This is a genomic window from Streptomyces caniferus (genome assembly GCF_009811555.1).
GTDB classification, from domain to species: domain Bacteria; phylum Actinomycetota; class Actinomycetes; order Streptomycetales; family Streptomycetaceae; genus Streptomyces; species Streptomyces caniferus.
In genome coordinates, this window is the sequence record NZ_BLIN01000005.1 from 3849584 (window position 1) to 3864598 (window position 15015).

A 15015-nucleotide genomic window follows, 5' to 3' on the forward strand; every position below is an offset into this window, starting at 1 on the left:
GGCCGCAGCATGCCCGCAGACCTCGCCGTCATCGGACTCGGTCACCTCGGCCTCCCCCTCGCCCAGGCCGCCACCACCGCCGGCATCGGCACCATCGGCTACGACCCCGACCCGCACACCGCCGCCCTCTCCGGCGCCGACGGGCCGCTGTCCGCCACCGAACTCCGCCGCCTGCTCTCGGCCGGCTTCCGCACCACCACCGACCCCACCACCCTGGGCCGGGTCCGCACCGCGGTCCTCTGCGCGCCCACACCGCTCGGGGAGGACCGCGCGCCGGACCTCACCGCCCTGGCCGACGCCGCCCGCACACTGGCCGCACAGCTGCGCCCGCACACCACGGTGATCCTCGAATCCACCGCCTACCCGGGCACCACCGAGGAATTCCTGCGCCCCCTCCTGGAGGAGGGCTCGGGCCTCACCGCCGGCCGCGACTTCCACCTCGCCTGCTCCCCCGGCCGCCACGACCCCGGCAACCGCACCCACCGGTACGCCAACACCCCCAAGGTCATCGGCGGCCTCACCCCCGCCTGCACGGAGGCCGCCGCCGCCTTCTACAGCCGCCTCACCGACAAGGTCGTCCGCGCCCGCGGCCCCCGCGAGGCGGAGACCGCCAAGCTCCTGGAAACCAACTACCGCCACATCAACATCGCCCTGATGAACGAGATGGCGGTCTTCTGCCACGACATCGGCGTCGACCTGTGGGACGTCATCCGCTGCGCGGAGACCAAGCCATTCGGCTTCCAGTCCTTCCGCCCCGGCCCCGGAGTGGGCGGCCACGCCCCCGCCATCGACCCCAACCACCTCTCCTACAAGGGCCGCTCCCCGGGCCACCCGCTGCGCATGGTCGAACTCGCCCAGGAGGTGAACGGCCGGATGCCGCGCTACGTCATCCAGCGCTGCGCCACCCTCCTCAACGAACACGGCAAGTCCGCCCGCGGCGCCCGGATCCTGCTCCTCGGCGTCACCTACAAGCCGGACATCGCAGACCAGGCGGGCTCACCGGCCCACGAGATCGCCTCCCGCCTGAGGGAACTGGGAGCGCACCTGACCTACCACGACCCCTACGTCCCCCAGTGGAACGTCCTGGACCGCCCGGTCCCCCGCGCCGACTCCCTCTACGAGGCCGCCGCCGCCGCCGACCTGACGGTCCTCCTCCAGGCCCACCGCACGTACGACCTCCAGGGGCTCGCCGTCAAAGCGCAGCTGCTGCTGGATACGCGGGGCGCGACGCCTACCGGTGCGGCGCACCGGTTGTAGGCCCACGTCTTCGGCTGCGGCGCCGCTTTGCGTCTCGCCTCCGGCGGGGGTGGTGGTTGGGCGGCGCCGTTCCGCCTCTCGCCGTCCGGCGGGGTGGGTGGTGGTTGGGCGGGGGCCGCTTGTGCTGTGTGGTGGGTGCCGGTGGTGGTCCTCCGGGGGTGGGTGTTCGGACTGCTTCGCTTTACGTCCGAACACCCACCCCCTCCGGCCCACCACCTCCCGCCCGGGACCGCGACCCCCGCCCGGTGGGGGGAAGGGTTCAAAAACCAGAAGCTCGGCCGCGCCGTGGCATGGCCGAGCTTCTGGTTTTTGGTTTTTCTCCTGCTCCCCACAGGGGTGGGGCCCACAACTGACGGGAGGGGGCGGGGGCGGAGGGGTGGGTTGTCGGACGTAAAGCGAAGCAGTCCGACAACCCACCCCGGAGCCCCCGCCACCGCAACCCACACAAAGCCGGGGCCCCACCCCGACAACCACCCCACCGCCGAAGGCGCAACCACACCCAGCCGGGGCCCCACCCCAGACAACCAACCCCGCCCCCGCCGAAGGCGGGAAAAGAACAACAGAAAGAAAAACGGCGGGACACCCGGCAACGTGGGAAGCGCGTCAGCGCCGTGGCGCGACCGTCACCTCGACCCGCTGGAATTCCTTCAGCTCCGAGTACCCGGTCGTCGCCATCGCCCTGCGCAGCGCGCCGAAGAAGTTCATGGAGCCGTCGGGGACCGTGGACGGGCCCAGCAGCACCTCCTCGGTGGTGCCGACCGCCCCGAGGTCCATCCGCTTGCCGCGCGGCACGTCCTCGTGGACCGCTTCCATGCCCCAGTGGTGACCGCGGCCGGGCGCGTCGGTGGCGCGGGCCAGCGGGGAGCCCATCATCACGGCGTCGGCGCCGCAGGCGATCGCCTTGGGGAGGTCGCCGGACCAGCCCACACCGCCGTCGGCGATGACGTGGACGTAGCGGCCGCCGGACTCGTCCATGTAGTCACGGCGCGCGGCCGCGACGTCGGCGACCGCGGTCGCCATCGGGACCTGGATGCCGAGGACGTTGCGCGTGGTGTGCGCGGCGCCGCCGCCGAAGCCGACCAGGACACCGGCCGCGCCGGTCCGCATCAGGTGCAGCGCCGCGGTGTACGTGGCGCAGCCGCCGACGATGACCGGGACGTCCAGCTCGTAGATGAACTGCTTGAGGTTCAGCGGCTCGGCCGCGGAGGAGACGTGCTCGGCGGAGACCGTCGTGCCGCGGATGACGAAGATGTCGACGCCGGCGTCCACGACGGCCTTGGAGAACTGCGCCGTGCGCTGCGGGGAGAGCGCGGCGGCGGTGACGACGCCCGCGTCGCGCACCTCCTTGATGCGCTGCCCGATCAGCTCTTCCTTGATCGGCGCGGCGTAGATCTCCTGGAGCCGCTTGGTGGCGGCGGGGCCGTCCAGCTCCGCGATCTCGGCGAGCAGCGGCTCCGGGTCCTCGTAGCGGGTCCAGAGACCTTCCAGGTTGAGGACGCCCAGGCCGCCCAGCTCACCGATGCGGATCGCGGTCTGCGGGGAGACCACCGAGTCCATGGGAGCGGCCAGGAACGGCAGCTCGAAACGGTAGGCGTCGATCTGCCAGGCGATCGAGACCTCCTTCGGGTCGCGGGTGCGGCGACTGGGTACGACGGCGATGTCGTCGAATGCGTATGCCCGGCGGCCGCGCTTGCCGCGCCCGATCTCGATCTCAGTCACGTGTGTGGCCTTTCCCTCTACGTCTGCGGTTCCAGTATCCCCGACACACCGAAGCCCGCGGCCGGGGTGCGGCCGCGGGCTTCACGGTAGGGCCGTGCTAGCGACGTGTGTAGTGACACGTCTTTGTGGTCATCCGACCCCCTCGTGTCGAGGGGACCTCAGCGACCCGAGTAGTTGGGCGCCTCGGTCGTCATCTGGATGTCGTGCGGGTGGCTCTCCTTGAGGCCCGCGGAGGTGATGCGGACGAAGTGGCCCTTCTCCTTGAGCTCGGGGATGTCGGCGGAGCCGACGTAGCCCATGGAGGCCCGCAGACCGCCGACGAGCTGGTGGGCGACCGAGGCGAGCGGACCCCGGTAGGGCACCTGGCCCTCGATGCCCTCGGGGACCAGCTTGTCCTCGGACAGGACGTTGTCCTGGAAGTAGCGGTCCTTGGAGAAGGAGCGGGCCTGGCCGCGGGACTGCATCGCGCCCAGCGAGCCCATGCCGCGGTACGACTTGAACTGCTTGCCGTTGATGAAGACCATCTCGCCGGGCGACTCCTCGCAGCCGGCCAGCAGCGAGCCCAGCATGACGGTGTCCGCGCCGGCCGCGATGGCCTTGGCGATGTCGCCGGAGAACTGCAGACCGCCGTCACCGATCAGCGGCACGCCCGCGGCGTTCGCGGCCTGCGCGGCCTCGTAGATCGCGGTGACCTGCGGCACGCCGACGCCGGCGACGACGCGGGTGGTGCAGATGGAGCCGGGGCCGACACCGACCTTGATGCCGTCCGCGCCCGCGTCGATCAGCGCCTGGGCGCCGTCACGGGTGGCGACGTTGCCGCCGACGACATCGACGTTGATGTTGGACTTGACCTTGGCGATCATGTCGAGGATGCCGCGGCTGTGGCCGTGCGCACTGTCGATGACGAGGAAGTCGGCACCGGCCTCGACCAGTGCCTGCGCCCGGTCGTACGCCGCGTCGCCGACGCCCACCGCGGCACCGACGACCAGCCGGCCCTCGGCGTCCTTGGCGGCGTTCGGGTACTTCTCGGCCTTGACGAAGTCCTTGACCGTGATCAGACCCTTGAGCACGCCCGCCTCGTCGACCAGCGGAAGCTTCTCGATCTTGTGGCGGCGCAGCAGCTCGATGGCGTCCTCGCCGGAGATGCCGACCTTGCCGGTGACCAGCGGCATCGGCGTCATGACCTCGCGGACCTGACGGCTGCGGTCCATCTCGAAGGCCATGTCGCGGTTGGTCACGATGCCCAGCAGCTTGCCCGCGGCGTCGGTGACCGGCACTCCGCTGATGCGGAACTTGGCACAGAGCGCGTCGGCGTCGGCGAGCGAGGCGTCCGGGCGGACCGTGATCGGGTCGGTGACCATGCCGGACTCGGAGCGCTTGACCAGGTCGACCTGGTTGGCCTGGTCCTCGATGGACAGGTTGCGGTGCAGTACGCCCGCGCCGCCCTGCCGCGCCATGGCGATGGCCATGCGCGCCTCGGTGACCTTGTCCATCGCCGCGGACAGCAGCGGGATGTTCACCGCGACGTTGCGCGAGACCCGGGAAGCGGTGCTCACCGTGTTCGGCAGCACCTCCGACGCGCCGGGCAGCAGCAGCACGTCGTCGTATGTCAGCCCGAGCATGGCGAATTTGGCGGGCATACCGTCGACGTTGTCACTCATGACACCTTCCCCAATGCTCTTGCCTCAGCGCGGACTCCCATGCTAACGGCCTAAGGAAGTGTCCCAATCCACGAGCGATGAGGGCCTCGTCACTTGTGTATTTCTACGGCGATATTCCGCCGCGTACGCCAGGATCTGCTACTGCTCGGCGAGCGCCCGCAGCCTGCTCAGCGCACGGTGCTGGGCGACCCGCACCGCGCCGGGCGACATCCCCAGCATCTGCCCGGTCTCCTCGGCGGTCAGCCCCACGGCGACCCTCAGCAGCACCAGCTCGCGCTGGTTCTCCGGAAGATTCGCCAGCAGCTTCTTGGCCCACTCGGCGTCGCTGCTGAGCAGCGCCCGCTCCTCGGGGCCGAGGGAGTCGTCCGGCTGCTCGGGCATCTCGTCGGACGGCACGGCCGTGCTGCCCGGATGCCGCATCGCGGCCCGCTGCAGATCGGCGACCTTGTGACCGGCGATGGCGAAGACGAACGCCTCGAAGGGTTTGCCGGTGTCGCGGTAGCGCGGCAGCGCGCAGAGCACCGCGACACACACTTCCTGCGCCAGGTCCTCGACGAAGTGGCGAGCGTCACCCGGCAGTCTCGACAGCCGGGTGCGGCAATAGCGCAGCGCGAGGGGGTGCACATGGGCCAGAAGATCGTGGGTGGCCCGCTGGTCACCCTCGACAGCACGCGCGACGAGAGCGCCGATTTCCTGCTTCCCGTCATCACGCATCGGACCATGGTGCCTTGGCGCCGCACGATCCGCGGCATCAGGTCCGTACTTGTGCACTGAAGCGTTATGCGCGGCAGGTGCGCCGGCTGCTGTCATCTCCTGCGCCCTCCCCTCGTGCCCGACCGACCCGTCCCCGAGGAACTCCATACCTCCAAGGATGCGGCACCGCGCGGGGAATCGGACCGCGGTGGTACGCCGACGGTTGCGGGGCACCCTGTCACCCCGCCCGCCGCAGGGCGGGCGGGGATCTCCACTCCCCCGCATCGCTGCACGTCACAACGCCTTAGCGGACCAGTCCCCAGCGGAAGCCCAGGGCCACCGCATGCGCCCGGTCGGAGGCGCCGAGTTTCTTGAAAAGGCGCCGCGCGTGGGTCTTGACCGTGTCCTCCGACAAGAACAGCTCACGGCCGATCTCGGCGTTCGAACGGCCGTGACTCATGCCCTCCAGTACTTGGATCTCGCGCGCGGTCAGCGTCGGCGCGGCACCCATCTCGGCGGACCGCAGCCGGCGCGGGGCGAGCCGCCACGTCGGGTCGGCGAGCGCCTGGGTCACCGTCGCCCGCAGCTCGGCGCGCGAGGCGTCCTTGTGCAGATAGCCACGGGCTCCGGCGGCGACCGCGAGCGCGACACCGTCCAGATCCTCGGCCACCGTGAGCATGATGATCCGGGCGCCGGGATCGGCGGACAGCAGCCGGCGCACGGTCTCGACACCGCCGAGACCGGGCATCCGTACGTCCATCAAAATCAGATCCGAGCGATCGGCACCCCAGCGGCGGAGGACTTCCTCGCCGTTGGCCGCGGTCGTCACACGCTCGACGCCGGGCACGGTCGCAACCGCCCGACGGAGCGCCTCTCGGGCAAGCGGGGAGTCGTCGCAGACGAGGACGGATGTCATGACCGCCCTCCGCAGCTGATGCGCGTCACCTTGAGCCTCCAGGCTGGTACGTATCGTCACCTGTGCGATTGGCGGCCTCGGACATCTGCCCGACGCCTACCTCTGCCAACCGCCTCCGCACTCTCAACGACGGTCACTCGAAAGAGTTACGGCTTCGGCGACCGAGTTCAGCACGCTCCGTAAGGAGCCGGATACGCAGACGACTCAATGGGCGACCGGCATCCGCGCGTGCACCCTATGCCCTATTTGGCTCTCTTTCTTCCATTTTCGTGGTGACTATGACTAGATTCGCAATGAGTCATATTTACATCTACTTCGACAGTAGATGTACCGTCGTGAGCACCGAGCCCGAATCAGCATCGCTTCGAGGGGACAAGCAATGGCAGATTTCTCCCGCCTCCCGGGCCCGAACGCAGACCTCTGGGACTGGCAGCTGCTCGCCGCCTGCCGCGGCGTGGACAGCTCGCTCTTCTTCCATCCCGAGGGTGAGCGTGGAGCGGCCCGTAGCGCGCGTGAGACATCGGCGAAGGAGGTCTGCATGCGCTGCCCGGTACGGGCCGAGTGCGCGGCGCATGCGCTGGCCGTCCGTGAGCCCTACGGGGTGTGGGGCGGCCTGACGGAGGACGAACGCGAGGAACTCATGGGCCGGGCCCGTCACCGGCTGATCCCCGCGTCCTCCATGACCGGTCCCGCGGGCGTCTCCGGCGCCTGAGACTTCGGGAGCGCATCGCCCCTGAAGAAACGTTCCTGCATGGCTGCACGACCGCAGCCCGCAGGAGAGGCGGGGGCTCCTTTTGTGTCGCGGCCCTTCACGTCCCCTCGCGCCGCGTCCCGCGCGTCCCCCGTGTCCCCTTCCCGCGTCGCCTTCGCGTCCCCTCGCGCCCTCAGCGCCCCGCGGCATCCGCCAGCCGGTCGAGCGTCGCCTCGACGGCGGGGACCTGCGCCAGGTCCGGCAGCGTGAGCGCGACGATCTCGCGGTGCACGGCGGGCTCCATCCGTATCGCCGTGGCCCCCTTGGGGCGTACCGACTCCAGGGTGAGCTCCGGCAGCGCGGCGACGCCCAGGCCCGCGCCGACCAGGCCGATCACCGCCGGATAGTCGTCCGTCGCGAAATCGATGCGCGGGGTGAAGCCCGCGCTCTCGCAGACCTCCACGAGATGCCTGCGGCAGCGGGGGCAGCCCGCGATCCAGGCCTCGTCGGCCAGCTCGGCGAACTGCGCGGTGCCGGCCTTCGCCAGCCGGTGACCGTCCGGCACCAGGCCGACCAGCCGGTCCGCCAGGATCGGGCGGACCACCAGGTCGTCCCACTCCGCCCCGGCCGCCGGGTCCGCGCCGCGCACCTCCGGATAGCGGAAGGCCAGCGCGATCTCGCAGTCGCCGTTGCGCAGCATCTCGATGGAGCGCGGCGGCTCGGCCTCGACCAGGGAGACGCGGGTGCCGGGGTGGGCGGCGCGCATCTTCGCCAGGGCGGTGGGCACCAGCGTCGAGCTGCCGGAGGGGAAGGACACCAGCCGCACCCGCCCCGCGCGCAGGCCCGCGATGGCCGCGATCTCCTCCTCGGCCGCGGTGAGCCCGGCCAGGATGCCCACGGCGTGCCGTACGAGCGCCTCACCCGCCTGGGTCAGCCGCATCTCGCGGCCGGCGCGGACCAGCAGCGGGGTGCCGGCGGACTGTTCCAGGGCCTTCATCTGTTGGCTGACGGCCGGCTGGGTGCAGCCCAGTTCGCGCGCGGCGGCGGAGAACGAGCCGGTCCTGGCGACGGCACGCAGCACACGGAGATGACGGGCCTCGATCATGCCTCAAGCATAAGCGAGTCTTGGGTTGACCGGGAAAAATAGAGTCGATGCTTTTGGGAAGGAGAGCTAGCGTGGGACGGGATCGAGAACATGCGTGATCGGGGACGCCCCCGACGGGACTTCCCACGGACCACGCCGATCGAGCGACGGAGCACCGTTATGAAGCTGCTGACCGTGAACCTGGGGCGGCCCACCCCGTCCGAGCACACCGACGCCGAGGGCGGCACGGGCATCGACAAGCGGCCCGTGGACGGCCCGGTGGCGGTCACCGCCCCCGGCCCCCACGGCACCGCGGGCAGCGGGCTGGCCGGTGACGCGGTGGTCGACCTGCGCCACCACGGCGGCGACGACCAGGCCGTCTACGCCTACGCGCGCGAGGACCTGGACGAATGGCAGCGGGAGCTGGGCCGCGAGCTGCCCAACGGGTACTTCGGCGAGAACCTCACCACGTCGGGCGTCGAGGTCACCGGCGCCCGGATCGGCGAACGCTGGCGGGTCGGCCCGCGGCTGCTGCTGGAGGTCACCTCACCGCGCACCCCCTGCCGTACGTTCCACGGCTGGATGGGCGAGCACGGCTGGATCAAGCGGTTCACCCAGGCTGCGGTGCCCGGCGCGTATCTACGGGTGATCGAGCCGGGCGAGATCCGCGCGGGGGACGCCGTCGACGTGGTGTACCGCCCGGATCACGAGGTGACGATCGGTCTGACCTTCCAGGCCCTGACCAGCCGACGGGAGCTGATGCCGCGGCTGCTGGAGGCGGGCGAGGCGCTCCATGAGGAGGCCCGGCGCAAGGCGTTGAAGTACGCGGCACAGCAGGGGCGTTGAGCCGCGGGAGTGTCGCGCGCCGACTCCGGGGGCCGGCCGGGGCGGCCCGCGGCTGCCGGGCGGCGAGGGGTCGCGCAGGCGGTGGGCAGTGGGCCCGGCGGCCCGGTCGCCGGCGGGCCGGACGGCCCGGCCGCGCCGCCGGGGGGAGGGGCGCGGGCGTCGTGCCCCGGGCGGATAGCGTGCCCGTATGACGACTGCATTGATCACGGGAGCGACGGCGGGCATCGGGGCGGCGTTCGCCCGGCGGCTCGCGAGTGACGGCCACAGCGTGGTGCTGGTCGCGCGCGACGAGAAGCGACTGCACGAGCAGGCCACCGAGTTGCACGACCGGCACGGCATCGAGGCCGAGGTGCTGAGCGCCGATCTGGCCACCGAGGAGGGCATCGCCGCCGTCGAGGCGCGGCTCTCGGACACCAAGCACCCGGTGGATCTGCTGGTGAACAACGCCGGATTCGGCAACAAGGGCGAATACCTCGAAGTCTCGATGGCCGACGAGCTGACGATGCTGAAGGTGCACTGCGAGGCGGTGCTCCGGCTGACCACGGCCGGGGTGCGCGGGATGCGGGACCGCCGGCGGGGCGCGGTGGTCAATGTGGCGTCGGTGGCGGCGTTCGTGCCGCGCGGCACCTACGGCGCGAGCAAGGCGTGGGTCGTGCAGTTCACCCAGGGCGCCGCGCGGGATCTGGCGGGCAGCGGCGTCCGGCTGATGGCGCTGTGCCCGGGGTTCGTGCGGACCGAGTTCCACCAGCGGGCCGGGATGGGGACGGACAACATCCCCGGATGGATGTGGCTGGACGCGGACAAGCTGGTCGACGCCGCGATGAAGGATCTGACGCGGGGGAAGTCCCTCTCCATTCCGGACCCGCGGTACAAGGCGCTCATGGGTGCCGTGAAGCTGGCGCCCCGTGGGGTGCTGGGCGGTATGACGTCCCGTACCGGCCGTAAGTACGGGCCTCGCTGACGTGGTGTGACGTCCCGCGGCGCCGGGGGCCGGCGCCGCGTTGGTGTGCCCTTCCGCTTCGAGGGCTCCCGGGGCCGTGGTGGCGGGCGGCCCCCACGGCCCGGCCTGGGCAACTGCCGCTCACGCCCCGGCCCCCGGCCCCTCCCGCCCGTCGCCTCCCGTGGGCGGGAGGGACAGGACCAGGTGAGCACGGGTGCCGTCCTGCCAGGTGACATGGATGTCGTGGCCCGTCAGGCGAAGGGCCGCCAGGGTATGTACGGGGGCGGGGTCGGGCTCTCCCGTCAGAGAGACCAGGGCCACGAAGAGGGCGCCCCCGGGACCGGAGGTGATGCGGCCCTCCAGGACGGCGGTTTCGGTGCCGGGGCCGAAGAGGGTGCTTCCCGTCGGGGTTCGGCGCGGCGGGGTGTCGTAGCCGTGGACGCCATGGAGTTGGGCGGTGGGGCCGTCGGGCGTGGTGGCCCAGCCCGTCTGGCGTACCCGGGTGCCGGGGGCGGCGCCGGTGACCAGGTGGGCGCGGAGTTCGGCGCGGCCGTGGACGAGGGTGGCGGACAGGATGCGGAGGCCCGGGAGAGCGCTGCCGTCGGCATGACGGGGTGTGTGGGTGGAGGAGACCCAGCCGGGGCCGGTGGCGTGCGGGGTGGCGGGGCCGCGGGTGGTGGGGCGGCCGTCGAGGAGCAGGCCGAAGTGGTTGTCGGGCAGGGACCGGCCGTCGGCGGTGGGCGCTGTGGGGCCGGTGCGGGTGGAGTAGGCGAAGCGGGCGTAGTACGGGTCGGGGGCGGCGCGGGTGGAGTTGCTGCCGTGGTTGTGGAGGCGGACCAGGCCGTCGGAGGCGGTGGACTGCAGGAGCAGGCCGGTGCGGCCGAGGGGGCGGGCGGTGTCCGCGGTTTCGGCGGGGAGCGGGGCCTCGGGGGCGGTCCAGGCGGGGTGATCTGCGGGGAGCAGGAGGCCGAGGAAGCCCTTGGCCGCCCAGTAGGGGGAAGCCGGGCCCGAGTAGCTCTGGAGCATCGGTGCGTAGGGGCCGTACCAGCCGAGCGGTAGCAGGCCCGCCTCGGTGACGGCGCCCCGGTCGAGGAAGTGGCGCAGGGCCCCGGAGGCGAGGCGGCGGGTCGCACCGGGGGCGAGCGGGGTGTGGCCGGTGAGGGCGCCCAGCCACGGGGCGGCGGTGGCGGCGAAGCGGTAGGTGAGGGAGCGGCCGAACGGCAGGGGCGCGCCGTTGGCGTCGAAGAGCCGGGTACAGCTGTCCAGTTGGGCGCTCAGGCGGGCGCCGTAGGTGGCCAGGAGCGTCCGGTCGGCGGCGAGGTGGGCGTGCAGGACCGGGTAGAAGTGCAGCGCCCAGGCGTTGTAGTGGTCGAAGGCGCGGTTGTCGCCGTCCGAGTACCAGCCGTCGCCGCGGTACCAGTCCTCGATACGGGCCAGCGCACGGTCGATGGCGGCCCCGGCGCGTACGGTCTCGATGCCCACGTCGGCGAGGAAGCCGCCGACGGTGAGGCCGAAGAGCCACCAGTTGTTGTCGACGGGGGAAGGACCGAGGGCGGGCAGCAGCCACTCGACGAGACGGGCGCGGACCTCGTCGTCGAGGTGGTCCCACAGCCAGGGGCGGGTCAGGCGCAGGCCGAGGGCGACCGAGGCGGCCTCGACGCGGGCCTGGCGGACGGCGTCGATACGGGGCCAGGAGTCGGGGTCGGTGCCCGTCGACGCGGGTGCGGACGTGGGGCTCCGGGTGCCCGCGGCCAGGCCTTCGGCGTAGCGGGAGAGGTGGGCGTGCGGGTCGTGGCCGTTGTCGCCGGCGACTCTGAGGGCGGCGAGCAGGAACGTGCGGGCGAAGCCTTCGAGGCCGTCCGAACGGGGACCGGAGGAGCTGGGGCGGGCCCCGGGGAAGGCGATCAGGCCGTTCCGGGGCGACGCGTAGGGGGCCGTGGCGCGGAGCAGTCCGTCGGCCGTCGCCTCCCAGTGCGCGCGGGTCCAGCCGGTGTAGGCGCTGCGGCGGCGGTCCTCGGGCGGGAGGGGGAAGGGGAGCGACACGGGCGGGTGGGGTGGGTGGTGCCGAGGGTGCCTGTGGGGTGGGAGGTGGGGCTCGGCGTGCGGCGCGGACATGGCTTCCCCCTGGGACGGTGGGCGGCGGCCGGGCGACGGCATCCTTCAACCGCGGCCGACGGCACGTCAATCGCCGCGCACGGGGAGGGCGTCGAACGGCCGGCCGGCAGGGCATCGACGACCGGTTCACCGGGCATCGAACGACCGGTTCCCGGGAAAGCCCGTCTCGTCACCGACGGCGATGCAGGGCGACGGATCACCACGGCCCGCCACCACAGGCTTCCCGGCAGGAGCGCTGATGACCACCAGGCACCCCACCCCCGACCCCACCCCCGACCGCGCCTCCGGACCGGCAAAGGAGCCCGCCGGCCGGCGGCCCACCGTGCTGCTGGCGATGGGCCCCGGCATCGCCGGCCGGCTCCTCGACGCCCGCCACCGCGACCGCCTCACGGCCCTCGCCCGTACCGATCCCCGCCTCGTCGCGCACGAGCTGGCCGCCCCCACCCCGGAGGTCGCCGCCGCCCTCGCCGACGCCGAGGTGCTCCTCACCTGCTGGGGAGCCCCGCCGCTCACCGGCCGGGTGCTGGACGCGGCCCCACGGCTGCGCGCCGTCGTGCACGCCGCCGGATCGGTCAAACACCACCTCACTGACGCCTGCTGGGAGCGCGGTCTCACGGTCTCCTCGGCCGCCGCCGTCAACGCGCTCCCGGTCGCCGAGTACACCCTCGCCGCGATCCTCTTCGCCAACAAGCGCGTACTGCACTCCGCCCACCGCTACCGCGGCCTGCGCGCACCCCACGACTGGCACGAGGAACTCGCCGCCGCCGGCAACTACCGCCGCACCGTGGGCGTCATCGGCGCCTCCCGCATCGGCCGCCGCGTCATCGAGCTGCTGCGCCCGTTCGAGCTGCGCGTCCTGCTGCACGACCCCTACGTGACCGACGCCGACGCCGCCCGGCTCGGCGTGCGGCCGGTCCCCCTCGACGTGCTCTGCGCCGGCAGCGACGTGGTCACCGTGCACGCCCCGCAGCTGCCCGCCACCCGCCATCTGCTCGGTGCCCGCGAACTGGCGCTGCTGCCCGACGGCGCGACGCTGGTCAACACCGCCCGCGGCTCCCTGGTCGACGAGACGGCCCTGCTCGCCGAGCTGGTCTCCGGCCGCCTGCACGCCGTCCTCGATGTCACCGAGCCCGAACTCCCGCCTGCCGGCTCGCCGTTGTACGAGCTGCCGAACGTCCTGCTCACCCCCCACGTGGCGGGCTCGCTGGGCACCGAACTCCACCGCCTGGCCGACCACGCCCTCGACGAACTCGAACGCTACGCCCGGGGCCGCCCGTTCACCGGTCCCGTACGACCGGAGCACCTGGGCCGCTCGGCGTGACCGAACCCGGCCGGGCCCACCGCGGACACACGCACAGCCCGGCCGCACACACGAAAGACCCGGCCCCCGCACACCGCGGGGACCGGGTCTCGTACGTCAGGCAGCCTGCTGCCCGGCGTGATGCGTCAGTGCGCGTGCCCGTGGCCGTGACCGGCCTCGGCAGCGTCCTCCTCGGCGGGCTTCTCGACGACCAGGGTCTCGGTCGTCAGCAGCAGCGAGGCGATCGACGCGGCGTTCTCCAGGGCGGAGCGGGTGACCTTCACCGGGTCGATGACGCCGGCCTTGACCAGGTCGCCGTACTCGCCGGTGGCGGCGTTGAAGCCGTTGCCCTTGTCCAGCTCGGCGACCTTCGAGGTGATGACGTAGCCCTCGAGGCCGGCGTTCTCCGCGATCCAGCGCAGCGGCTCGACGGCGGCGCGGCGGACGACGGCGACACCGGTGGCCTCGTCGCCCTCCTTGCCGAGGGAGCCCTCCAGCACCTTGGCGGCGTGGACCAGAGCGGAGCCACCACCGGAGACGATGCCCTCCTCGACCGCGGCGCGGGTCGCGGAGATGGCGTCCTCCAGACGGTGCTTCTTCTCCTTGAGCTCGACCTCGGTGGCCGCACCCACGCGGATGACGCAGACGCCACCGGCGAGCTTGGCGAGGCGCTCCTGGAGCTTCTCGCGGTCCCAGTCCGAGTCGGTGGACTCGATCTCGGCCTTGATCTGCGCGACGCGACCGGTGACGTCCTCGGACTTGCCGCCACCGTCGACGATGGTGGTGTCGTCCTTGGTGACGGTCACGCGGCGGGCGGTGCCCAGCACGTCCAGACCGGCCTGGTCGAGCTTGAGGCCGACCTCCTCGGCGATGACGGTGGCACCGGTGAGGGTGGCGATGTCGCCGAGCATGGCCTTGCGGCGGTCACCGAAGCCGGGGGCCTTGACGGCCACGGCGTTGAAGGTGCCACGGATCTTGTTCACGACCAGGGTCGACAGGGCCTCGCCCTCGACGTCCTCGGCGATGATCAGCAGCGGCTTGGAGGCACCGGCCTGGATGACCTTCTCCAGCAGCGGCAGCAGGTCCTGGATCGAGGAGATCTTGCCCTGGTGGATCAGGATGTACGGGTCCTCGAGGACGGCCTCCATACGCTCCTGGTCGGTGACCATGTACGGCGACAGGTAGCCCTTGTCGAAGGCCATGCCCTCGGTGAAGTCCAGCTCCAGGCCGAAGGTGTTGGACTCCTCGACGGTGATGACACCGTCCTTGCCGACCTTGTCCATCGCCTCGGCGATGAGCTCGCCGACCTGCTTGTCCTGCGCGGACAGACCGGCCACGGCGGCGATGTCGGTCTTGTCGTCGATCGGACGGGCGGTCGCGAGGAGCTCGTCGGAGACGGCCTTGACCGCGGCGTCGATGCCCTTCTTCAGGGCGGCCGGGGAGGCACCCGCGGCGACGTTGCGCAGACCCTCACGGACCAGCGCCTGGGCCAGCACCGTGGCGGTGGTGGTGCCGTCACCCGCGATGTCGTTGGTCTTGGTCGCCACCTCCTTGACGAGCTGGGCGCCCAGGTTCTCGTACGGGTCGTCGACCTCGACCTCACGGGCGATGGTGACACCGTCGTTGGTGATGGTCGGCGCGCCGAACTTCTTGTCGATGACGACGTTGCGGCCCTTGGGACCGATCGTCACCTTGACCGTGTCGGCAAGCTTGTTGACGCCGCGCTCAAGGGCGCGACGGGCGTCCTCGTCGAACTTCAGGATCTTCGCCATGGGTTGCTTCAAGTCCTCTCA

General features: G+C 71.9%; 12 protein-coding genes. 5 read left to right on the forward strand and 7 right to left on the reverse strand.

The window, feature by feature from the left end; translation table 11 throughout:
• Positions 1-9: 9 nt before the first annotated feature.
• On the forward strand, positions 10-1257 hold the full coding sequence (locus Scani_RS33325; protein WP_159481455.1) for a nucleotide sugar dehydrogenase: 1248 nt from the start codon (positions 10-12) through the stop codon (positions 1255-1257).
• A gap of 603 nt (positions 1258-1860) precedes the next feature.
• Here the strand turns inward: Scani_RS33325 and Scani_RS33330 are convergent.
• From Scani_RS33330 to Scani_RS33345, 4 genes are all read right to left on the reverse strand, one after another.
• Positions 1861-2976, reverse strand: coding sequence for a GuaB3 family IMP dehydrogenase-related protein (locus Scani_RS33330; RefSeq protein WP_159481456.1), 1116 nt, complete (start codon positions 2974-2976; stop codon positions 1861-1863).
• Between the two features lie 158 nt (positions 2977-3134).
• A complete protein-coding gene (gene guaB, locus Scani_RS33335) occupies positions 3135-4637 on the reverse strand; it encodes an IMP dehydrogenase (protein ID WP_159481457.1) in 1503 nt (500 codons plus the stop codon).
• A gap of 138 nt (positions 4638-4775) precedes the next feature.
• Positions 4776-5351: a sigma-70 family RNA polymerase sigma factor gene (locus Scani_RS33340; protein ID WP_043264857.1), complete on the reverse strand. Its 576-nt coding sequence runs from the start codon at positions 5349-5351 to the stop codon at positions 4776-4778.
• A gap of 283 nt (positions 5352-5634) precedes the next feature.
• Positions 5635-6246, reverse strand: coding sequence for a response regulator transcription factor (locus tag Scani_RS33345; RefSeq protein ID WP_003948568.1), 612 nt, complete (start codon positions 6244-6246; stop codon positions 5635-5637).
• A 379-nt stretch (positions 6247-6625) separates the two neighbouring features.
• Between Scani_RS33345 and Scani_RS33350 the strand changes: the two genes are divergently transcribed.
• A complete protein-coding gene (locus Scani_RS33350) occupies positions 6626-6958 on the forward strand; it encodes a WhiB family transcriptional regulator (protein WP_159481459.1) in 333 nt (110 codons plus the stop codon).
• Positions 6959-7130: 172 nt separating this feature from the next.
• On the opposite strand, the gene Scani_RS33355 is transcribed toward Scani_RS33350, so the two are convergent.
• Positions 7131-8042, reverse strand: coding sequence for a LysR family transcriptional regulator (locus tag Scani_RS33355; protein WP_159481460.1), 912 nt, complete (start codon positions 8040-8042; stop codon positions 7131-7133).
• 159 nt (positions 8043-8201) lie between these two features.
• Here Scani_RS33355 and Scani_RS33360 point away from each other — a divergent pair, with 159 nt between their 5' ends.
• Both Scani_RS33360 and Scani_RS33365 read left to right on the forward strand, forming a co-directional pair.
• On the forward strand, positions 8202-8867 hold the full coding sequence (locus Scani_RS33360) for an MOSC domain-containing protein (protein ID WP_159481461.1): 666 nt from the start codon (positions 8202-8204) through the stop codon (positions 8865-8867).
• A 187-nt stretch (positions 8868-9054) separates the two neighbouring features.
• Positions 9055-9828, forward strand: coding sequence for an SDR family NAD(P)-dependent oxidoreductase (locus Scani_RS33365; protein ID WP_159481462.1), 774 nt, complete (start codon positions 9055-9057; stop codon positions 9826-9828).
• 120 nt (positions 9829-9948) lie between these two features.
• Here Scani_RS33365 and Scani_RS33370 read toward each other — a convergent pair whose 3' ends face one another.
• Positions 9949-11922, reverse strand: a complete 1974-nt coding sequence (locus tag Scani_RS33370; RefSeq protein WP_159481463.1) for a DUF2264 domain-containing protein — start codon at positions 11920-11922, stop codon at positions 9949-9951.
• Between the two features lie 334 nt (positions 11923-12256).
• Here Scani_RS33370 and Scani_RS33375 point away from each other — a divergent pair, with 334 nt between their 5' ends.
• Positions 12257-13243 (forward strand): hydroxyacid dehydrogenase, encoded by a 987-nt coding sequence (locus tag Scani_RS33375; RefSeq protein WP_246296475.1) that lies wholly within the window; start codon positions 12257-12259, stop codon positions 13241-13243.
• 125 nt (positions 13244-13368) lie between these two features.
• Here Scani_RS33375 and groL read toward each other — a convergent pair whose 3' ends face one another.
• Positions 13369-14994: a chaperonin GroEL gene (groL, locus tag Scani_RS33380; protein WP_159482524.1), complete on the reverse strand. Its 1626-nt coding sequence runs from the start codon at positions 14992-14994 to the stop codon at positions 13369-13371.
• Positions 14995-15015 lie beyond the last annotated feature (21 nt).